This window comes from Streptomyces mashuensis (genome assembly GCF_014654785.1).
GTDB lineage: Bacteria > Actinomycetota > Actinomycetes > Streptomycetales > Streptomycetaceae > Streptomyces > Streptomyces mashuensis.
The window spans coordinates 502,039-520,985 of the sequence record NZ_BNBD01000002.1 but is presented as its reverse complement, the minus strand read 5'-3'; the positions used below and the strand labels follow the sequence as shown (position 1 = coordinate 520,985).

Sequence of the window (18,947 nt, the reverse complement as noted above, 5' to 3'; positions counted from 1 at the left end):
CACTGCGCTCGGTGTGTGCGCGGGGAGGGGCCGGGTTCGGATGGCTACGCTGGATCGGCGCTGGAGGAGGTTGCGATCTGCATGGGTGACGGGCACGGGTCCGCGGGGTCCGAGCAGGAGGACCCGCTCGGAGCCGGATGGGAGAGTCACCGGCCCGCGGTCTTCGGTGTGGCGTACCGGCTGCTGGGGAGCGTGGCCGATGCCGAGGACGTGACCCAGGACGTGTGGTTGCGGGCGGCCGGAGCGGACCTGCAGGACATCGGTGACCTGCGGGCCTGGCTGGTGACGGTGGCGGCGCGGCGGTCGTACGACATCCTCAGGAGTGCCCGTGTCCGTCGGGAGAGCTATGTCGGACCGTGGCTGCCGGAGCCACTGCTGACGGGTCCCGACGCGTCGCAGCCCGTACTCGTCGACGAGTCCGTCAGCTCGGCGATGCTGCTGATCATGGAGGAGCTGAGCCCCCCGGAGCGGGTGGCTTTCGTCCTGCACGATGTCTTCGGGTTGGAGTTCGGCAGGATCGCCGAAGTGCTGGACGTCTCCGTACCGGGCGCCCGGCAGCTCGCTTCGAGGGCGCGACGGCGGGTGGCCAAGGCGAAGCAGTCCGTGCCGCAGGCGTCGAAAGCGGAGCGCGAACGCGTCCTCGAGGTCTTCCGCGCCGCGTACGAGGCCGGGGACCTGGCCGGCCTGGTCAGGCTCCTGCACCCGGACGCCGTCTTCGTCACCGACGGCGGCGGCAACGTCTCCGCGGCGCGCAAGCTCGTCCACGGCGGGGAGCGCATCGCCGAGATCATGGTGCGCGTGGGGCGCCAGTGGCATCCGGACCGTATCGACCTCGCCGAGGTCGGTGGCGAGCTCGCCCTGGTCTTCCACTGCGAAGGCCGGGTCCACTCCGTGGACACCGTCCAGATCGCCGACGGTCTGATCACCGCGTACCGCCGGGTCCTCAATCCCGACAAACTCACGCGCGTCTGAGCCGTCACACCTGCGGGGGCTGTCTCGTCTCCCTGATGACACAGCGCACGAGCGACGAATCGAAGGAACAATGAACGCCCCCCAGCGAGTCAACATCGGCAAGCAGCACCCGGCCGCGTACAAGGCCCTCATCGCCCTCTGGTCCGAGGTCGAAGGGGCCGCTGCCGCGGCGGGCCTCGACCCGCTCCTGGTCGAGCTGCTGAAGATCCGCGTCTCCCAGATCAACGGCTGCGCGTTCTGCTTGCGCATGCACACCCGCGACGCCCTGAAGAAGGGCGAGAACCCCGACCGCATCGCCGTCCTGCCCGGATGGCAGGAGACCGGCTACTTCTCCGAGCCCGAGCGCGCCGCCCTTCGTCTGACCGAGGCGGTGACACGCGTGTCCGACGGACACGTCAGCGACGCGGACTACGACGCCGCCGCGGCCGTACTCACCGCGGACCAGGTCTCCGCCATCGCCTGGATCGCCACCCTGATGAACGCGTTCAACCGTGTCGCGATCACCAGTCGGTACGCCGTGGAGGGCTGACCTCGACGTGACGCGGCGCCGGGTGCGCCCGTTGAGCCGCGGAGCGGCGGGTTTCGCTTCGGCGGTCGCCCCTGTGGCGTTCACTGTCGCGATGCCGGGTGGCGCCTACGGACGCGCAGCGGACGGCCCCCGGCGCCCGCCGCCGCCCTCCCCGCCCGGAGCCGCGAAGCGGCGTAGTTGCGCTGCGGGTGGTGTGCGTCTGCGGTGCCGGGTGCGCCCTGTTGAGCCGCGGAGCGGCGGGTTCTCTTCGGGTTCCCCCGTGGGGCGTTCGCCTGCGTGATGCGGGGTGGCGCCTACGGACGCGCAGCGGACGGCCCCCGGCGCCCGCCGCCGCCCTCCCCGCCCCGGAGCCGCGAAGCGGCGTAGTTGCGCTTCGGGGCCGGTACGACCGCGTTGCCGGCCGTCAGGGTGTGTCCGGCGGATCTTCGTCACGCGCTACCACGGCGCCCGTAGGGGCGCGGGGAACTGCGCGACAAGCCACGACGCGCCCGCAGCCGGTTCCGGGGTGGCGTGGCAGCTGCGGGCCGTCGGTGGCCGATCGCGCAGTTCCCCGCGCCCCTACGGGGCGCTGCATGATCCGCCGGACACGCCTAGCGCAGGCGGTTCGCCTTGATAGCGGTGAGGAGGGCGTGCAGGTGCTGCGGGGTGGTGGTAAGGACGACCCCGGGGTCGTCGCTCTCGCGGAGCTGGATTGCGCGGTGCGGGGCCTTGCGGAGATACATGCATGCGTCCCCATGGGCGCTGAACGACGATTTCTGCCAGCCAGTTGCGGCCAGATATATGCACGACGAGTCGTCCCCGCTGTACGACGACTTCTGCCAAGTGGTGGAGGTCACGGTGCTCCTCTAAGCTCTTGGGCGAGGCCGTGGATCAGCTTGCGTGACTCGCGTGGCCCCAGTGCGATTTCCTCTAGCCGGTCGAGAACGACGCGGTAGTTTTCCAGCCGCGCTTCCGCGTCCAGCAAGGCCGACCCGTGCTCTGTGTCGAGATGGATCGTGTCCAACTGCCTCACGGGCCCAGCAGCGTAGAGGATCGATTGGCCCGACCCGGGGAAGGAGCCGGCGTCGAAGGTGATCACTCGCACGGTGATGTGCTCGCGCTCCGACATTTCGAGGATGTGCCGGAGCTGATGGAGAGCGGTGCAGGGCCCTCCGAAGCGCATCCGTAGAGCTGCCTCGTGGATGATGGCTGTGAAAGGCGTCGGCCTGTCCCTGAAAAGGACTTCCTGCCGTTTGACCCTGTGCGATACGCGATGTTCGATTTCAGGCGGGGCGAGGCGCGGTACGGCCTGCCGGAACACCTCGCGTGCGTGCTCGGCTGTCTGCAACAAGCCGGGCAGGTGGGCAACGTAGGCGCCTCGCAGAACGACCGCATGGTGTTCAAGCTCTGCAAGATCGAGCAGATCGGGCGGCAAGATACCTCGGTACTCTTCCCACCAGCCCTTCTTGCGTTCACCCGCCATCCTGACGAGCGCGTTGATCAGCGTCTCGTCGCCACACGAGTAGTTGCGCGCCAAGGCCCGGATGCGGTCTTCGCTCACCCCGAAGCGGCTCGCTTCGATGTTGCTGATCTGTGCCTGGTTCGTGCCGAGGAGACGGCCCGCTTCCGTTGACGTCAGCCCCGCCCGTTCACGCATCTTCCGCAGCTCGGCCCCGAGCCTGAGCTGTCGGGCAGTCGGGCTGCTCCTGAGTGGCATCCTCGGGTCTCTCTCTGTTCGTGCGCTGTGCGAAGGGTCGTAACCCACACGAGTGGTGTGCGATATGAATTCATCCCGTACCGCTGAATAATTTCAGCGCGCGGCGCTACCGGATCGCCAACTCACCCACCTCCCACCGGACTTCCGGAGACTTCATGGCCACCGTATCGCCGTCCGAGCCCTGGTCCTACGTCCTCGAACTGCCGCGCGACCCCCGTGCCGTCGCCACCGCCCGCACCACCGTCCGCTCCGTCCTCCACGCCCACCACCTCGCCCCCCTCGCCGACACCGCCACCCTCCTCGCCTCCGAACTCCTCACCAACGCCTACCTGCACACCGCCGGCCCCTTCTCCCTCCACCTCCGCGGCCTCGACCGCGAGCGCGTGCGCGTCACCGTCCGCGACACCAGCCGCTTCGTCCCCGCCCCCTTCCGCGCCCGCGCCGCGGCCGGGCATCTCGCCGAGGCCGGCCGCGGCCTCGCCCTCGTCCGCGCCTACGCCCGCGACTGGGGTGCCGAGCCCGCCCCCCGTGGCACCCGCGGCAAGGCCCTCTGGTTCGAGCTCGTCACCGGCCACACCATCCCGCGCTCCCGCTACATCACCCCCGTCGGCTGCGCCGACTGCGTCAGTCTGGAGAACGCCCGGCGGGCTGCCGCCGCCGCGCCCGTCCCCGACCCGCAACGGCTCACCCTCGCCACCGTCGCCATCCGCAGCCACTTCCGGAACACCCACATCCTTCCGCAGCGGGTGCCCACCCCGTGACCCCGAAACGACCAGCACCGGCGGCATGCTCACCTCTCGCATGCCGCCGGTGCGGGGTCCCACAACATATGGGCCTCAGCCGCAGGCCACCCCGTTCCCGTCCAGGTCCAGCCCCAGCGGGTCCGCCCGCCCGTTCAGCCGCAGCCTTCCGTAACCGTGCTCCTTCAGCCACGTGCAGCGTGCCTCCGTCGTCGCCGCCACCGCCTTCGGGAACACCGTCGGCACGCACACATTCGCCTCGCCGTAGTGCCGGTCGCAGCCCGCGATCTGCGGGGACACCGGCTCATGACTGCGCTGCTGCCCCGGACCCTTCACCTCGCCCGTCATGTGCCGCGCGAAGCCATGCACCGCCGGTGCCGCCGCGGCCGCCAGCGCCTCCGGGCCGCCGAGGTGCACCCACGACGCCACCGACGGGACACCGTTCGCGTCCACCGCGAACAGCATGTACCAGCCCGGCGGCGCCAGGTTCGGGTTGCTCGTGACGTTCAGGTCGATCGTCGTGCCGTCCGTGCCCACCGTCATCGGCAGGTCGACGAACCGCTGGTTCGGGTCCGACGAGTGCGTCACCGCCGCCGGGCGGATCAGTTCCGCCTTCACCACCGGGCGGTCCACCGTGATCCGCTGCGTGCTCGCGTACTGCCAGCGGTTGTTCGCGACCGCCGTGATCTGCGGGCGCGCGCCCTTGTACAGATAAGGGGGCGTGTAGATCGAGACGTGGTCGTCGAACGTCCCGTTGCCCGGGTTGTCGCCCACCGCCATCACCCTCCCGTCCGGCAGCAGGAACGCCGACGAGTGGTACGTCCGCGGGACCGGGTCCGTCGCCAGACCGGCCTGGAACCCGTTCGTCGCCGGGTCGAAGAACGACGCCTCGAACACCGGGTCCGCCCGGTCGTGCAGCCCGCCGCCCGTCTCCAGCACCTTGCCGTCCGGCATCAGCACCGCCGACACGTACATCTTCCCCTGTGCGCCCGTCTCCGGCTTCGGTCCCTGGCCCTGGTCCACCGTGCCCTGCGGCAGCGGCGGGCCCGGCACGTACGCCGGGTTCGGCTGCTTCAGGTCGATCAGGTCCGTCAGGCGGCTCGCCTCCGGGTTGCTGTTGACGTTGCCGCCGCCCATCGTCAGAACCCGCTGGTCCTGCGCCGGCGGCAGCAGCACGCTCATCGACTGGTCGCGGTGGTCCTTGTCCTGGAGCCCCGGCACGTCGGTGATCCGGTTGGCGCCGTAGTCGTACACCGCCGCGCCGCCGCCCGGCGTGCCGTTGCCGAAGACGTGGCTGCCCGAGTAGAACAGCCGGCCGTCCTGCATCAGGATCATCGACGGGTACAGGCCCCAGTACGACCAGGTCTGGTTGACCTCCGTGCGCGGCAGCCACTTCTGCTGCGCCTGCGAGAACTTCTCGGCCGTGACGCTGCCCGTCGAGTCCTCCTTCAGGCCGCCGAAGCTGATCACGTCACCGTTGCCGAGGATCGTCGCCGACGGGTACCAGTGCCCCTCGTTCATGTCGTTCGTCTTCACGTACGACTCGGTCGCCGGGTCGAAGACGTAGCTGTCCTTGAAGCCCTCGTAGCCGTGGCTGCCGTCCGCCGCCGGGTACGCCTTGTTGCCACTCATGATGAGGACCCGGCCGTCCGACAGCTGGACGTGGCCCGCGCAGAACATGTCCACCGGCGTCGGGACCGTCTTCATCCCGCCGGTCCTCGGGTCGTACAGCGCCGACGTGAACGTCCCCGCCTTGAACAGCTCCGGGTCGTTGCCCGAGCCCGCCACCAGCAGCACCTTGCCGTTGTGCAGCACCACCGAGTGCATGCTGCGCACCGGGTTCCTGAACGGCATCACGGCCCACGTGCCCTTCGTGCACGCGTCCCCCGCCGTGCAGACCGCGCCGCCGCCCGGCTGTGTGGCGTCCTCCATGTCGTAGTCGTCCGTGACGACCGTGCCGACGCCGTACACCGACACACCCCAGGTGATCTGGTCGGTGCCGGGCGGCACCACGGGCGTACGGACCTCGGCGCGCGCGTACGCCGCGCTCACCGGCAGCGACTTCAGGTCGGTCCAGTACTGCCAGCCCGCCTTCACGTCGTGCCGGAAGACGGTGACGGACGCGTCCGGGGTCGTGCTCCGGTACCAGAGCGACAGGTCGTACTGGTGGGCCGGCGTGACGGCGGGGGCGCAGGAGGAGTCCTCCTTCATCAGCACCTTGCGGTCGCCGTCCACCCGGCGCGTCACCGAGACCGCCAGCGCGCGGCCGCCGCTGTGCGCCTGCGCCGCGTCGGTGGTGGAGACGGTGAAGTCGTTGTTGCCCCAACCCGACTTCTCCCAGCAGGTGGGGAGCGCATCGGCGGACCGTGCGGACTCGAAGCCCGGATTGACGACGAGGTTCGCGCCGGCCCGGGCAGGCCCGGGCGCCGCCAGCAGCAGCCCGGCGGATGCGCCGAAGGCCGCGAGCAGCGCGGCGGCGGCGCGGGTGCGTCTCGCGCGTCCGGCGCGTCCCGTGCGGCGGCGCGCGCCGGCCCGTCCGGGCCGGGGGGTGACGAGGGGTGTCACGGGGTGTCCCTGTCCCTTCTGTCGATGCGGCGGATCTCCACGCGGTCCTCGCCCTCCCCGAACGACACGACCGCCCGCGAGTGCTCCAGCGCCGCCCGGACCAGCGGCAGCGTCGCCGCGTCACGGCGCACCGTGGGGGAGGCGACGACGTAGTCGACGTCGCGCCAGCCGCGCGGCAGGGTCCTGGCCACCGCCGGGTCGAGGTCGGCCTTGTAGAACCAGATCGCGCCCGTGCCGGGGCGGTAGCCCGCGTGCACGAGGTCCAGCCACAGCGCGTCGTCGGTCAGCACCCGGGTGCGGGCGGGATCGGGGACGTGCGTACGGTCGCTCATCCAGGCGTGGGCCGCGCGGTACGGGGCGTTGGCGTCGGTGGTGAGGGCGGTGCGGTTCGCGTCGTACCAGTGGGGGACGACCAGCACCCCGGCCAGGGCGACGGCGGCGGTCACGCCGGACCCGACGACGACGCGTCTGCGACGGGTACGGCCCCCGCTCCCTTCCTCGCCCCGCACCACATGGCTGAGCGCATGCACCGATCCCGCCAGCGCCAGCGCCAGGAACGGCAGCGCCTGGATCACGTACATCGCCGGCAGGTAGCCCGACGGGCGCAGCGCCATCGCCGTCAGCAGGAGGACCGCCAGGGCCGGGCCCGCCGGCGGGCGGGCCGCGGCCGACCAGCGCCAAGCCGCCACCAGCAGCACCGCCGCGGCGAGGCCGCCGAGGGGCAGCACGCGGTCGTAGTACAGCCAGGAGCGCAGGGCCGCGTGCGCGCCCGAACCCTCGTCGAGGAGGAAGCCGGAGCCGGGGCGGCTCATCTGGTACGTGATGCCGTCCCACAGGGAGACGTGGCCGGGGCCCGGCACCAGCTCGTGGTTGAGGAGGGCGAACAGCGGATACGTCAGGCCCGTCAGGCCGCACGCCGTGACCGCGCCCGTGACGGCGAACTTCCGCGTCGCGCGGTGGCTGTGCTGCCACATCGTGACCAGCAGGGCCGGCAGCACGACGAGCATCGTCTCCTTCGTCAGCACCGCCACGGCCGCCGCGAGGCCCGCCCCGAAGTGGTGCCACAGGTGCCGGCGCGGCGAGGCGGCCAGGCAGAAGGCGAGCAGCACCCACATCACGGCGATGTTGTCGAGGAAGATCTCCCGCTGGAGGACCACCGAGAGGGGCGAGAGGCCGAACAGCCCCATGGCCAGGCCCGCCGCCCACGGCCGCAGCCCCAGCCGCCGCGCCAGGACGTAGAGCAGGACCGCGCTCGCCGCCGAGACCAGCAGCATCGCGCAGCGCATCGGGGCGACCGCCATCAGGCCGGGCGAGACCGCGGCCGGGAGCCATGTCACCAGCGCCATCTGGAGCCAGCCCAGCGGCGGGTGGTCGTACCAGTACGTGTAGTGGGCCAGGCCCCGGCCCTCCTGCACCGACCACGCCTGCGCCAGGTACGTGCCCTCGTCGTCGCTCAGCGCCGGGAACCCGGTGATGTTCCAGCCCTGCACCAGCAGGATCGCCGTCAGCAGCCCGCCGCACAGCAGCAGGTCGGGGCGGGAGTGGCGCAGTCGTGACGGGCCGGCGGAGGGGGCCGGGGAGGCGGGCGGTGCCGCCTCCGGAAGCGGCTGGGCGGTGGGGATGGTCGAGGTCACCGTGCCACCCCCTCACGGACGGGCTCCTGGGCCAGGTGGGCGCCGACGTGCCGGGTGAGCTCCCAGTCGCCCTGGCCGCGCTGTTCCCGCCACACGGCCCGGACGGCGGCGCCGGCGAGGAGCAGCTGGTAGAAGGGCCCGCCGGCGACGAGCTTGAGGTAGTGGACGAGGCGGACGCGCAGCCCGTACTGCGCGCCGAAGTCGTGCAGCCCGACGATCTCGAAGACGAACGTGACGAGCATCGTCACGGCGGGCAGGAAGGTGACGACGGCGATGCCGGCGGGCACGTCGAGGAAGAGCGCGACCGCGATGTTGAGGGGCACGATGATGCCGGTGAACGCCTGGAAGAAGGGCGTCATCAGGGTGTAGCGGGCCAGCATCCGCTGGGCGAGCGTGGGCAGTTGGCGCCAGTCGCGCTTGCGGTAGACCTGGAGGAAGCCCTGGTTCCAGCGGGTGCGCTGCTTGAGCAGGCACATCAGGGAGCCGGGGGTCTCCTCGCGGGTGACCATCTCGGAGTCGTAGGCGACGACGACGCGCTTGCCGCGGCTGGACAGCCGTACGCCCAGGTCGCAGTCCTCGGCGAGGCAGTGCGGGTCCCAGCCGCCGGCCTCGCGCAGCACGCCGGTGCGGACGAAGACGGTGTTGCCGCCGAGCGGGATGAAACCCTTGGCGGCGTGCAGGTGGAGGCGGCTGCGGAACCAGAAGAAGTACTCCAGGCAGTTGCGCAGGCTGTACCAGCTGGAGTGGAAGTTGATGAGCTGCACGCCGCCCTGCACCACGTCCGCGCCGGTCTCGCGGAAGGCGTGGTCGACGTGGCTGAGCAGCTCGGGGTGGACCTGGTCCTCGGCGTCGAAGACGCCGACGACGTCGCCCCGGCAGTGCGGGAGGGCGGTGTTGAGCGCCTTGGGCTTGTTCTTCTTCTCGTGCGTGTCCACGATCACACGGACCCGGCCGGGTGCCCGGGCGGCCACCCGCTCGGCGACCTCGGTGGTCCCGGGGTCGTCGTGCCCGACGACGACGAGGACCTCGTAGTCCGCGTGCGTGGACTCCAGTAATCGGGTGACGGTGTGTTCCAGGACGGCCTGTTCGTGCCGGGCGGGCACGAGCAGGGAGAACGAGAGGCTGCCCTTGTCGCGGGGCGGCGCGAAGCGCGTGGCGGCCAGTGTCTCCGGCGTGCGCCAGGCGTGCATCTGCCACCACAGTGTGAAGGCGGCCATCCAGAAGAGGGCGAGCGACACCACGCAGACGAACGCAGCTGTGAGCACGAGGTCCCCCCAAGTCCCGCTGATCCCCCCGGAGACGGGCGCGCGGCCACCCGGCCCCCCCGGTCTGTTCCGGCGCGCGCGTCTCCTCGACGGGGAGAGAGTAAGGGGAGAAGGTGAAACTTGGGTGCGGAACCGATAAAGCCTGTGTTTCCGCACGAACTCGGAGGCAGCGGAGCAGACTTGGCGCAGTCCAATCCCGGGGTGGTCAGGCGTCCGGATGCGTCGTCATGCGTCCTTATGCGTCCTTCCGTGCGCCCCCGGGCCGGTGGGACACTCCGGCCCATGGGTGCGTCGATGCGCGTACGTGGACTCCTGCCGGCGGGGGCGGCCGTGGTGGCCGTGGCGGCCCTGGCGGGGTGCGACACCGGCGGGCTGGACGCGGTGGCCGTGGCCGTGACCACCCAGCGGCAGGCGGCGAGGTCGCTGGGCGACCAGGGCGTGCGGGTGGCGTGGCTGAACTGCCGGGGAAAGGCCGAGAACGGCGGCCCGGACGGCACGGGCTCCGAGCGGCCGGTCACCGTGGTGGGCGTGGACTGCGAGGGCCGCACGGAGAGCGGCAAGAACATCATCGTCTTCGGCCGGGTCACGGGCATCACGGGCCGCGCCTGCGTGCGCGGGCTGCTGACGGCCAAGGTGGACGGCCGCACGGTGTTCAGCGTCAGCGTGCTGGGCGACTGCTCGGCGACGGGCGGCAGCACCGCAGGCGGCAGCACTGGAGGCGGCGGTACGCAGTCCCGGCCGCCGGCCCCGACCCCGCCGCCGACCGCCCGGCCCAGCGGCCACGCCCCGCACCCCGGCCCGTCGGCGAGCTGCCCGCCCGGCAAGGACCAGCACAAGGAAGACCCCCACCCCGTGGGCAAGTAGCCGGGCGCGTCGCCCGCGCCGCACGGACGGGCCGGTAACATCCCGACCGTACGAGCCGACGACCCGGGAGGAGCCCACCGGTGGCGGGAGAACCGCAGGCGGACTGCCTGTTCTGCAAGATCGTCTCGGGGGAGGTCCCCGCGACGGTCGTCAAGGAGACCGAGACGACCGTCGCGTTCCGTGACATCAACCCCCAGGCGCCCGTGCACTGCCTGGTCATCCCCAAGGTGCACCACCCCGACGCCGCCTCCCTCGCGGCCGCCGCGCCGGACATCGCGGCCGACGTGCTGCGCGAGGCCGGCGAGGTCGCCCTCCAGGAGAACGGCGACAAGGGCTACCGCATCGTGTTCAACACGGGCGCGGGCGCCGGCCAGACCGTGTTCCACGCGCACGCCCACGTCCTGGGCGGCCGCGGCTTCAACTGGCCTCCGGGTTAAGCCTTGTCCGCACGCGAACTGGTCGTCCTGGGCACCGCCAGCCAGGTGCCCACCCGGCACCGCAACCACAACGGCTACGTGCTGCTGTGGGACGGCGAGGGCCTGATGTTCGACCCCGGTGAGGGCACGCAGCGGCAGATGCTGCGTGCCGGGGTGGCGGCGCACGACCTGAACCGTATCTGTGTGACGCACTTCCACGGCGACCACTCCCTCGGCGTGGCCGGCGTGGTGCAGCGCATCAACCTCGACCGGGTGCCGCACCCCGTCACCGCGCACTACCCGGCGAGCGGCCGGCGCTTCTTCCAGCGGCTGCGGTACGCCACCGCGTACCGGGAGACGGTGCAGCTGACCGAGGAGCCGGTGGCCGGTACGGGCGCGGTGCTGGCGGACACGCCGTCGTACCGGCTGGAGGCGCGCCGGCTCTCGCACCCCGTCGAGTCGTACGGCTACCGGATCACCGAGCCCGACGGGCGGCGGATGCTGCCGGAGCTGCTGGCCGCGCACGGCATCACCGGGCCGGACGTGGGCCGGCTCCAGCGCGAGGGCGCGGTGCGGGGCGTACGGCTGGAGGACGTGAGCGAGGTGCGGCGCGGGCAGCGGTTCGCGTTCGTGATGGACACCCGGCTGTGCGAGGGCGTGCACGCCCTGGCCGAGGGGTGCGACATGCTCGTCATCGAGTCGACGTTCACCGACGAGGACGAGGACCTGGCCACCGAGCACGGCCACCTGACGGCCGGGCAGGCCGCGCGGGTGGCGGCCGCGGGCGGGGTGCGGCACCTGGTGCTCACGCACTTCTCGCAGCGCTACGCCGACCCGTCGGTCTTCGAGCAGCAGGCCCGGGCGGCGGGCTTCGACGGCGAGCTGACCGTCGCCCGGGACCTGATGCGCGTACCGCTGCCGAAGCGGCGCTGAGGGGCGCCGCGGAGCCGGTTCGCCGGGGTGCGGCCCGGGGGTGGGACGTCAGCCGGTCCAGTAGACCTGGCCGCACTTCTGCGGGCCGAGGTTGTTGTTCCAGTCACAGACCTGGATGTACACGTCCCACACGTTGTTCAGGCGCGCCGTGTACGTGCCGTTGGTCTTGACGCCCTTCATCTCCACGTGGCTCTCCACGGCGCCCCTGGCCGCCTGGTAGGTCAGGTAGAGGCGGGCCGCGTTGTGCAGCCTGTCGCCCGGGCACCTGTCCTTGACCGTGATGTGGAACCTCGTGTCGTAGAGCGGCTTGTGGGTGGTCGGCGAGTATTTGCCGTTCTGCTCGGCGAAATAGGTTCCGGAGGCGGTCGAGCACCCGGTGCCCGACCGGCCCTTCACGTCGCCGGGGCTGAGGGCCGTGGCGCTCGCCTGGCCCGCCGCCGTCACGAGGGCGGTGACGGCGACGGCCGTCGTGACGGCGGCGCGGCGGAATCCGTTCTTCATGGGTCCTCCCGTCGGAGTGGCTTCAGGCCGACGACGATGGCAGCGCGTTTCCGGCCGGTCCACGCCGTGTGCCGTCCGGGACGGTCCGGATGCGTCCGGCCTGGTCGGGGCGGGTGTCCGGGGTGGCCCGGACGCCCCGGCCGGTGGCGCAAAACCGGGATTGCGGGCTGATGCGCACCTGCCAGGATGAGCGCCATGGGCCGAGAGGGGGGACCGGACCCGGCGCGGGTGCGCGACGCGGCCGGGCTGGTGGCGCAGATGCGGGAGCTCCGTGACCGTTCCGGGCTCACCTACCGTCAGCTCCAGCGGCGCGCCGCCGAGCAGGGCATGGTGCTGCCCCGCAGCACGCTCTCGGACGCACTCGCCCGGGACGCGGTACCGCGTCCCGAGCTCGTCGAGGCCTTCGTGGTGGCGTGCGGTGACGGGGCGCGGCTGGGGGAGTGGCTGGAGGCCAGGCGGCGGGTCGCCGAGGAGGAGGCGCCGGCCGTGCCGGCGGTGGAGCCCCGGCGCCGCGCGTGGGTGCGGCGCCGGTACGTGTGGCCGGCGGTGGCCGTGGCCGTGCTGGGGCTCGCGTACGGGGTGTTCGTCGTGCTCCCCGACCGGCCGGACGGCGACGGCGAGCGGCATCCCCGGGTGGCCGCCACGATGCCGGCGGCGGGTCGCGGCGGGGCGTTCAGCCTCTTCGAGGCGAGGAGCGCGAAGGGCGCGACGGTCGCGAGCGTCGGCTACCGGTACTGGGACACCGGGGACGGGTGGTACGGCATCGAGTACGTGCTGCCGTACTCGCGGGACGACCGCGAGGCGTACGACGACGGGTGGGGCGGGCGGCTGCTCATGCACTACGAGGACCGGACCGGCCGGCACACGGCCGTCCTGGCCGGCAACCCCGACGGCGGGCAGCGGGCGGGCGCGGACGGCGTCCGGCACGGCATGCGGAACGTGTGGTTCGAGGTGTGCGACTTCGACGGCCGGCAGGCGCGCGGCTGCCAGCGCCTGCGCAAGGCCAGGAGCTGAGCAGCCGCCGCCCGCGGGGCCGGTTACGGCAGGTAGTACATGGGGTTCGGCAGCTTGTACGTGTGGTCGGCGTAGCCGCCCTGCAGGTCGCTGTACTGGTCGCCGAAGTTGGCGACGATGTCGTAGCCCTTGGACTCGATGTGCTTCCGGGTGCCCGACTTGTACTCGACGGTGGTGCAGGTCGCGCCGCAGGGGAGGTAGGCCGGCGGGTTCTTCTTGTTCTTGAGGAAGAAGTGCTCGGTGTCGGCGGCGGGCTTGTAGCCGGCGTTCTTCAGGTTGCGGACGCTCCAGTCGCGCTGGTGCTCGTCGCGGCCGGTGACGAAGAAGACCGTGATGCCCTTGGACTGGGCCCAGTTGACCAGCTGCGGCATGCCGAAGACGGGGGCCATGTCGGTGGACTTCAGGTAGGCGTCCTGCGACTCGGGCGTGAAGTGGAAGCCCTGCTGGAGCTCGTAGTTGTAGGTGAGCAGGGTGGTGTCGTCGACGTCGAGGACGATCGCCGGCTTCGCCTTGCCCTTGTGGTTCCTGACGGCCTTCTCGAGCTGGGCCTTGGCCTTCTTCTCGATGTCGGCGACCTGCTTGGCGTAGCTGCTGCGCGGCGAGGCGTAGTGCTGGCCCTTGGCGTCGACCGTGTCGCCGTAGTAGGCCTTGATCTTCTCCTCGACCTGGGTGAGGTTCGGGATCTCCTTGTCCGAGCGCGGCACCGAGTGGTCGGCGCTGGCGGCGCCCGCCGTGTAGAGGCCGGCCCCGACGGCGAGGGCGGCGGTGGCGGCGGCGATGCGCACGCGCGGGGACTTGAGGGAGAGGGACGACACGTTTTACTCCTCAGTAACAAGGGAACTGTCGCGAAACTAAGTGTTTGACCGGTCCTGGTCAAGGGGCAGGTCATGCGCCCTCTACGCGCGAAGAAGATCGTCCGGGGGCGTACCGTGGGAACGACAACCGGCGACACGAAGGGTGGGGCTTTCAGACATGGCGCAGGAAGTACGGGGAGTCGTCGCACCGGGGAAGAACCAGCCGGTGCGCGTGGAGACGATCGTCGTACCCGACCCGGGGCCGGGCGAGGCACTGGTGAAGGTCCAGGCGTGCGGCGTGTGCCACACGGACCTGCACTACAAGCAGGGCGGCATCAACGACGACTTCCCCTTCCTGCTCGGCCACGAGGCGGCCGGCGTGGTGGAGGCCGTGGGCGAGGGCGTCACCGAGATCGCGCCCGGCGACTTCGTGATCCTCAACTGGCGCGCGGTCTGCGGGCAGTGCCGGGCGTGCCTGCGGGGCCGTCCGCAGTACTGCTTCGCCACCCACAACGCGCGGCAGAAGATGACGCTGGCCGACGGCGGCCGGGAGCTCACGCCCGCCCTGGGCATCGGCGCCTTCGCGGAGAAGACGCTGGTCGCGGCCGGGCAGTGCACCAAGGTCGACCCGGCCGTGTCGCCGGCGGTGGCCGGGCTGCTGGGCTGCGGCGTGATGGCCGGCATCGGCGCGGCGATCAACACGGGCGGCGTCGGCCGCGGCGACTCGGTCGCGGTCATCGGCTGCGGCGGCGTCGGTGACGCGGCGATCGTGGGTGCCCGGCTGGCCGGTGCGGCGCGGATCATCGCCGTCGACATCGACGGCCGCAAGCTGGAGAAGGCCCGCGAGATGGGCGCCACGCACACGGTGAACTCCCGCGAGACCGACCCGGTGGCGGCCGTCCGCGAACTGACCGGCGGCTTCGGCGCGGACGTGGTCATCGAGGCGGTCGGCCGCCCCGAGACGTACGAGCAGGCGTTCTACGCCCGTGACCTGGCCGGCACCGTGGTGCTGGTGGGCGTGCCGACGCCGGAGATGAAGCTGGAGCTGCCGCTGCTGGACGTCTTCGGGCGGGGCGGCGCGCTGAAGTCCTCGTGGTACGGCGACTGCCTGCCGTCGCGGGACTTCCCGATGCTCGTGGACCTGCACCTTCAGGGGCGGATCGACCTGGGGGCGTTCGTCACCGAGACGATCGGTCTGGACGACGTCGAGAAGGCGTTCGCGCGCATGCACGAGGGCGACGTGCTGCGGTCGGTGGTGCTGCTGTAGCGGGAACCGCCGGCGGGCCGCAGGGGCGGCCCGCCGGCGTTCGCCGTCACCCTTCCGCCCGCTCCAGGATGCGTTCCGCCACCGCCGGGGAGTCCACCAGCGGGTGCAGGGCCAGCGCGCGCAGCGCCGCGTCCGCGTTGTTGCTCCGCGCCGCCTCGATCGTCGCCCTTTCCACCGCCTTGAGCTGGAGCATCAGCCCCAGCTGGTCCTCCCGGAGGGGGGCGCACGGCAGGGGGTGCGCGCCCTTGGAGTCGACCTGGCAGACCGTCTCCACCACCGCGTCCGGCTCCAGCGCCGGCACCGTCGTGCCGTTGCGCACGTTGAGGATGAGCCGGGCGCCCTCGTCGCCCGCGATGGCCCGCATCAGCGCCAGCGCCACGCGGTCGTAGCCGCCGCCCTCCAGGTCGCACGAGTCGCGTTCCCAGCCGCCGCTGGCCGCCCGGCTCTCGGCCATGTACGTCTCCTCGCGCCGCAGCCGCGTCCGCTGCCACAGCTCGTACGCCTCGCGCGGCGACGCCGTGCGCGCGGCCTCCGCGAAGAACGCGCCCTGCTGCCCGTCCAGGAACTCGCCGCGCGTCTGCCCGGCCTCGCGCACCGACCGCAGCGTCTCCCGGCGGAAGTAGTAGTAGTGCAGGTATTCGTTGGGCAGCGCCCCCAGCGCGCGCAGCCAGCGGGCGCCGAAGAGCTTGCCCTCCTCGAAGGAATTCAGCCGTTCGTCATCCGCCAGCAGCCCGGGCAACAGGTCGCGTTCGCCGTTCGTCAAGGACCGGAGCCAGCCGAGGTGGTTGAGCCCCACGTAGTCGTAGCCGACCTGGTCGGGGTCCACGCCGAGGGCGCGCGTGGCGCGCCGCACCAGCCCCACGGGTGAGTCGCAGATACCGATCACGTGGTCACCCAGGACGGCGGACATCGCCTCCGTCACCATGCCCGCCGGATTGGTGAAGTTGATGACCCACGCCTGCGGCGCCACCGCCGCCACCCGCCGGGCGATGTGCAGCGCCACGGGGATCGTCCGCAGCCCGTACAGCACCCCGCCGGCGCCCGTCGTCTCCTGCCCCAACACCCCCTCCGACAAGGGGATCCGCTCGTCGCGCACCCGGCCCGCGGTGCCGCCGACCCGGATCGCGGAGAACACGAAGTCCGCGCCGCGCAGGGCCTCGTCGAGGTCCGTCGTGGTCCACACGGCGGGCCCGCCGGGCACCGCCGCGGCCTGGGCCGCCAGCACGGATTCGATCACTCTGAGACGTCCGGGATCGGTGTCGTGCAGCACCAGTTCGTCGCACCGCCCCGCGGCCTGCCGCCGGGCGTCGTCCAGGAGGGCCCGGTGCACCAACGGCACCCGGAAACCGCCACCGCCGAGAATCGTCAGCCTCATGGCCGGAACGTACCGCAGCATCGGGCACACTGTCCGGACCCGCACCCGTGCATCCCCCCGAGAGGAGCGACGAGCGAGCATGGAGGTCCCCACGCCCCCGGCAGGAACAGGTGGCCCGGCCGATCCCGCCGGGGCCACCGCACCGGTCCTCGACCCGCTCGCGCACGTGCGTTCGGAGGCGGACCCGGCCACGGACGTCTACCTCACCGGCACCGTCTTCCTCGACATCATCTTCACCGGCCTCGACTCCGCCCCCGTGCGCGGCACCGAGTCCTGGGCGCGCGGCATGGGCTCCAGCCCCGGCGGCATCGCCAACATGGCCACCGCCCTCGCCCGGCTGGGCCTGCGCACCTCGCTCGCGGCGGCCTTCGGCGACGACAAGTACGGCGAGTACTGCTGGGAGGCCCTGGAACAGGGCGAGGGCATCGACCTGACGCCGTCGCGCGTCGTGCCCGGCTGGCACTCGCCGGTGACCGTCTCCATGGCGTACGAGGGCGAACGCACGATGGTCTCGCACGGCCACGAGGCCCCGCCGCCCGAGGAACCCGCCCCCGAGTGCCCGCCACCCGCGCGGGCCTGCGTGGCGCTGCTGGAGCCGGGCCGGCCGCAGGAGTGGATCGAACGGGCCGCGCGCCGCGGCAGCCGCGTCTTCGCCGACGTCGGCTGGGACGAGAGCGGCCGCTGGGACCCGGCGGACCTGGCCGTCCTGGAGCGGTGCGAGGCGTTCCTGCCCAACGCCGAGGAGGCCATGCGCTACACCCGCACCGACTGCCCGCGCGCCGCCGCCCGCGCCCTCGCGGACAAGGTGCCGCTGGCCGTGGTGACCATGGGGGAGCGGGGCGCGTACGCGGTGGACGGCCGCACCGGCGAGACCGCCGAGGTGCCCGCGATCACGGTGGAGGCCCTGGACCCCACCGGCGCCGGGGACGTCTTCGTGGCCGGCTTCGTCACCGGCGCCCTCGCCGGGTGGCCGCTGGCCGACCGGCTGGCCTTCGCCGGGCTGACCGCCGCCCTCTCCGTCCAGGAGTTCGGCGGGTCGCTGTCGGCGCCCGGCTGGGTGGAGATCGCCGCCTGGTGGCAGCACGTGCGCTCGTTCGACGACCAGTCCCCGGCCACGCTGCGCCGCTACGCCTTCCTCGACGGCGTGCTGCCCGCCGCCGCCCGGCCCTGGCCGCTGCGCCGGGCGCTGCCGACGCTGGGCTTCCGCCGGGCCTGACGGCGGGGGCGGGGGCGGCCGGTGGGCGTCCTGCGGGCGTCCGGAGGGGGGAAATACCTTTCCTGCCCGGCCGGGCGCCGTCGTACCCTGGAATTCCGAGGAACCCCGAGGCTACGGACACAGAAAGAGGGATGAGCAGGCCCGAGAGCCGGCCCATGACTCAGACACCCACACGACCGCAGGCGAGCACGAGCATCACCGTCCCGGCCAAGCACCCCATGGTGACGGTCCTGGGTTCCGGGGACTCGCTCCTGCGCGTGATCGAGAAGGCCTTTCCGCTCACGGACATCTTTGTCCGGGGCAACGAGATCAGCGCCACCGGGGACGAACGGGAAGTCGCCCTGCTGCAGCGTCTCTTCGCCGAGATGATGCTGGTGCTGCGGACGGGCGCACCGCTGACGGAGGACGCGGTCGAGCGCTCGATCGCGATGCTGAGGGACGAGGAGAGCGGCGTCGAGGCGCCGTCCGACGTCCTCACGCAGAACATCCTCTCCAGCCGCGGCCGCACCATCCGCCCCAAGACGCTCAACCAGAAGCGCTACGTCGACGCGATCGACAAGCACACGGTCGTCTTCGGTATCGGCCCCGCGGGCACCGGCAAGACCTACCTGGCCATGGCCAAGGCCGTCCAGGCCCTCCAGTCCAAGCAGGTCAACCGGATCATTCTGACCCGCCCCGCGGTCGAGGCCGGCGAGCGCCTGGGCTTCCTGCCCGGCACGCTCTACGAGAAGATCGACCCGTATCTGCGCCCGCTGTACGACGCCCTGCACGACATGCTCGACCCCGACTCCATCCCGCGCCTGATGGCCGCCGGGACGATCGAGGTCGCACCGCTGGCCTATATGCGGGGAAGAACGCTCAATGACGCGTTCATCATCCTCGACGAGGCGCAGAACACGAACCCCGAGCAGATGAAGATGTTCCTCACGCGGCTCGGCTTCGACTCCAAGATCGTGATCACGGGTGACATCACCCAGGTCGACCTGCCGGGCGGCACGAAGAGCGGCCTGCGCCAGGTGCGGGAGATCCTCGACGGCGTGCCGGACGTGCACTTCTCCATGCTCACCAGCCAGGACGTCGTCCGGCACAAGCTGGTCGGCCGTATTGTCGACGCGTACGAGAAGTACGACGCGAAGTACGACAGCCGCAACGGAAAGTAAAGCCCG

18 protein-coding genes are annotated in these 18,947 nt (G+C 71.9%); 10 read left to right on the top strand and 8 right to left on the bottom strand.

Annotated elements, in window-relative coordinates; genetic code table 11:
- Positions 1 to 81: 81 nt before the first annotated feature.
- Both sigJ and IE305_RS07610 read left to right on the top strand, forming a co-directional pair.
- Positions 82 to 972 carry an RNA polymerase sigma factor SigJ gene (sigJ, locus tag IE305_RS07615; protein ID WP_190128662.1) on the top strand — a complete coding sequence of 297 codons (891 nt, stop codon included), beginning with the start codon at positions 82 to 84 and terminating at the stop codon, positions 970 to 972.
- A 70-nt stretch (positions 973 to 1,042) separates the two neighbouring features.
- Positions 1,043 to 1,501, top strand: coding sequence for a carboxymuconolactone decarboxylase family protein (locus tag IE305_RS07610; RefSeq protein WP_190128661.1), 459 nt, complete (start codon positions 1,043 to 1,045; stop codon positions 1,499 to 1,501).
- Positions 1,502 to 2,091: 590 nt separating this feature from the next.
- Here the strand turns inward: IE305_RS07610 and IE305_RS33435 are convergent.
- Positions 2,092 to 2,337 (bottom strand): DUF397 domain-containing protein, encoded by a 246-nt coding sequence (locus IE305_RS33435; protein ID WP_268255877.1) that lies wholly within the window; start codon positions 2,335 to 2,337, stop codon positions 2,092 to 2,094.
- Positions 2,334 to 3,197 (bottom strand): helix-turn-helix domain-containing protein, encoded by an 864-nt coding sequence (locus tag IE305_RS07600; protein WP_190128660.1) that lies wholly within the window; start codon positions 3,195 to 3,197, stop codon positions 2,334 to 2,336. Before IE305_RS07600 ends, IE305_RS33435 begins: the two co-directional genes overlap by 4 nt.
- Before the next feature lie 155 nt (positions 3,198 to 3,352).
- Here IE305_RS07600 and IE305_RS07595 point away from each other — a divergent pair, with 155 nt between their 5' ends.
- Positions 3,353 to 3,958, top strand: coding sequence for an ATP-binding protein (locus tag IE305_RS07595; protein ID WP_190128659.1), 606 nt, complete (start codon positions 3,353 to 3,355; stop codon positions 3,956 to 3,958).
- Between the two features lie 75 nt (positions 3,959 to 4,033).
- Here IE305_RS07595 and IE305_RS07590 read toward each other — a convergent pair whose 3' ends face one another.
- From IE305_RS07590 to IE305_RS07580, 3 genes are all read right to left on the bottom strand, one after another.
- Complete coding sequence (locus IE305_RS07590) at positions 4,034 to 6,406, bottom strand: galactose oxidase early set domain-containing protein (protein WP_190128983.1); 2,373 nt, start codon at positions 6,404 to 6,406, stop codon at positions 4,034 to 4,036.
- 92 nt (positions 6,407 to 6,498) lie between these two features.
- Positions 6,499 to 8,136, bottom strand: coding sequence for an ArnT family glycosyltransferase (locus IE305_RS07585; protein ID WP_190128658.1), 1,638 nt, complete (start codon positions 8,134 to 8,136; stop codon positions 6,499 to 6,501).
- Positions 8,133 to 9,353 (bottom strand): glycosyltransferase, encoded by a 1,221-nt coding sequence (locus tag IE305_RS07580; protein ID WP_373311546.1) that lies wholly within the window; start codon positions 9,351 to 9,353, stop codon positions 8,133 to 8,135. The genes IE305_RS07585 and IE305_RS07580 overlap by 4 nt, the downstream gene beginning before the upstream one ends.
- A 330-nt stretch (positions 9,354 to 9,683) precedes the next feature.
- On the opposite strand from IE305_RS07580, the gene IE305_RS07575 reads away from it, so the two are divergent.
- From IE305_RS07575 to IE305_RS07565, 3 genes are all read left to right on the top strand, one after another.
- The gene (locus IE305_RS07575) at positions 9,684 to 10,265 is read left to right on the top strand and encodes a hypothetical protein (protein WP_190128656.1); all 582 of its coding nucleotides are present in this window, start codon (positions 9,684 to 9,686) and stop codon (positions 10,263 to 10,265) included.
- Between the two features lie 80 nt (positions 10,266 to 10,345).
- On the top strand, positions 10,346 to 10,702 hold the full coding sequence (locus IE305_RS07570; RefSeq protein ID WP_190128655.1) for a histidine triad nucleotide-binding protein: 357 nt from the start codon (positions 10,346 to 10,348) through the stop codon (positions 10,700 to 10,702).
- Between the two features lie 3 nt (positions 10,703 to 10,705).
- Positions 10,706 to 11,614: a ribonuclease Z gene (locus IE305_RS07565; RefSeq protein ID WP_190128654.1), complete on the top strand. Its 909-nt coding sequence runs from the start codon at positions 10,706 to 10,708 to the stop codon at positions 11,612 to 11,614.
- A 48-nt stretch (positions 11,615 to 11,662) separates the two neighbouring features.
- Here IE305_RS07565 and IE305_RS07560 read toward each other — a convergent pair whose 3' ends face one another.
- Entirely contained in the window at positions 11,663 to 12,115 is a 453-nt protein-coding gene (locus IE305_RS07560) for a hypothetical protein (protein ID WP_190128653.1), read from the bottom strand.
- Between the two features lie 195 nt (positions 12,116 to 12,310).
- Here IE305_RS07560 and IE305_RS07555 point away from each other — a divergent pair, with 195 nt between their 5' ends.
- The gene (locus tag IE305_RS07555; RefSeq protein WP_190128652.1) at positions 12,311 to 13,129 is read left to right on the top strand and encodes a helix-turn-helix domain-containing protein; all 819 of its coding nucleotides are present in this window, start codon (positions 12,311 to 12,313) and stop codon (positions 13,127 to 13,129) included.
- A 23-nt stretch (positions 13,130 to 13,152) separates the two neighbouring features.
- On the opposite strand, the gene IE305_RS07550 is transcribed toward IE305_RS07555, so the two are convergent.
- The gene (locus tag IE305_RS07550) at positions 13,153 to 13,944 is read right to left on the bottom strand and encodes an HAD family acid phosphatase (RefSeq protein ID WP_190128651.1); all 792 of its coding nucleotides are present in this window, start codon (positions 13,942 to 13,944) and stop codon (positions 13,153 to 13,155) included.
- 157 nt (positions 13,945 to 14,101) lie between these two features.
- Between IE305_RS07550 and IE305_RS07545 the strand changes: the two genes are divergently transcribed.
- Positions 14,102 to 15,190 carry an S-(hydroxymethyl)mycothiol dehydrogenase gene (locus tag IE305_RS07545; RefSeq protein WP_190128650.1) on the top strand — a complete coding sequence of 363 codons (1,089 nt, stop codon included), beginning with the start codon at positions 14,102 to 14,104 and terminating at the stop codon, positions 15,188 to 15,190.
- Positions 15,191 to 15,236: 46 nt separating this feature from the next.
- Here the strand turns inward: IE305_RS07545 and IE305_RS07540 are convergent, their stop codons facing one another.
- Positions 15,237 to 16,565 carry a 6-phospho-beta-glucosidase gene (locus IE305_RS07540; protein ID WP_190128649.1) on the bottom strand — a complete coding sequence of 443 codons (1,329 nt, stop codon included), beginning with the start codon at positions 16,563 to 16,565 and terminating at the stop codon, positions 15,237 to 15,239.
- 79 nt (positions 16,566 to 16,644) lie between these two features.
- On the opposite strand from IE305_RS07540, the gene IE305_RS07535 reads away from it, so the two are divergent.
- Together IE305_RS07535 and IE305_RS07530 are read left to right on the top strand one after the other, a co-directional pair.
- Entirely contained in the window at positions 16,645 to 17,781 is a 1,137-nt protein-coding gene (locus tag IE305_RS07535) for a carbohydrate kinase family protein (protein WP_190128648.1), read from the top strand.
- A 155-nt stretch (positions 17,782 to 17,936) separates the two neighbouring features.
- Positions 17,937 to 18,941: a PhoH family protein gene (locus IE305_RS07530; RefSeq protein WP_190128647.1), complete on the top strand. Its 1,005-nt coding sequence runs from the start codon at positions 17,937 to 17,939 to the stop codon at positions 18,939 to 18,941.
- Positions 18,942 to 18,947: the final 6 nt, after the last annotated feature.

Excerpts from the sequence above, each read along its gene's own strand:
- IE305_RS07575 (WP_190128656.1), top strand. The coding sequence starts at position 9,684 with ATGGGTGCGTCGATGCGCGTACGTGGACTCCTGCCGGCGGGGGCGGCC.
- IE305_RS07530 (WP_190128647.1), top strand. The coding sequence starts at position 17,937 with ATGACTCAGACACCCACACGACCGCAGGCGAGCACGAGCATCACCGTC.
- IE305_RS07555 (WP_190128652.1), top strand. The coding sequence starts at position 12,311 with ATGGGCCGAGAGGGGGGACCGGACCCGGCGCGGGTGCGCGACGCGGCC.
- IE305_RS07540 (WP_190128649.1), bottom strand. The coding sequence starts at position 16,565 with ATGAGGCTGACGATTCTCGGCGGTGGCGGTTTCCGGGTGCCGTTGGTG.
- IE305_RS07600 (WP_190128660.1), bottom strand. The coding sequence starts at position 3,197 with ATGCCACTCAGGAGCAGCCCGACTGCCCGACAGCTCAGGCTCGGGGCC.
- sigJ (WP_190128662.1), top strand. The coding sequence starts at position 82 with ATGGGTGACGGGCACGGGTCCGCGGGGTCCGAGCAGGAGGACCCGCTC.
- IE305_RS07580 (WP_373311546.1), bottom strand. The coding sequence starts at position 9,353 with ATGGCCGCCTTCACACTGTGGTGGCAGATGCACGCCTGGCGCACGCCG.
- IE305_RS07610 (WP_190128661.1), top strand. The coding sequence starts at position 1,043 with ATGAACGCCCCCCAGCGAGTCAACATCGGCAAGCAGCACCCGGCCGCG.
- IE305_RS07560 (WP_190128653.1), bottom strand. The coding sequence starts at position 12,115 with ATGAAGAACGGATTCCGCCGCGCCGCCGTCACGACGGCCGTCGCCGTC.
- IE305_RS07535 (WP_190128648.1), top strand. The coding sequence starts at position 16,645 with ATGGAGGTCCCCACGCCCCCGGCAGGAACAGGTGGCCCGGCCGATCCC.
- IE305_RS07545 (WP_190128650.1), top strand. The coding sequence starts at position 14,102 with ATGGCGCAGGAAGTACGGGGAGTCGTCGCACCGGGGAAGAACCAGCCG.
- IE305_RS07595 (WP_190128659.1), top strand. The coding sequence starts at position 3,353 with ATGGCCACCGTATCGCCGTCCGAGCCCTGGTCCTACGTCCTCGAACTG.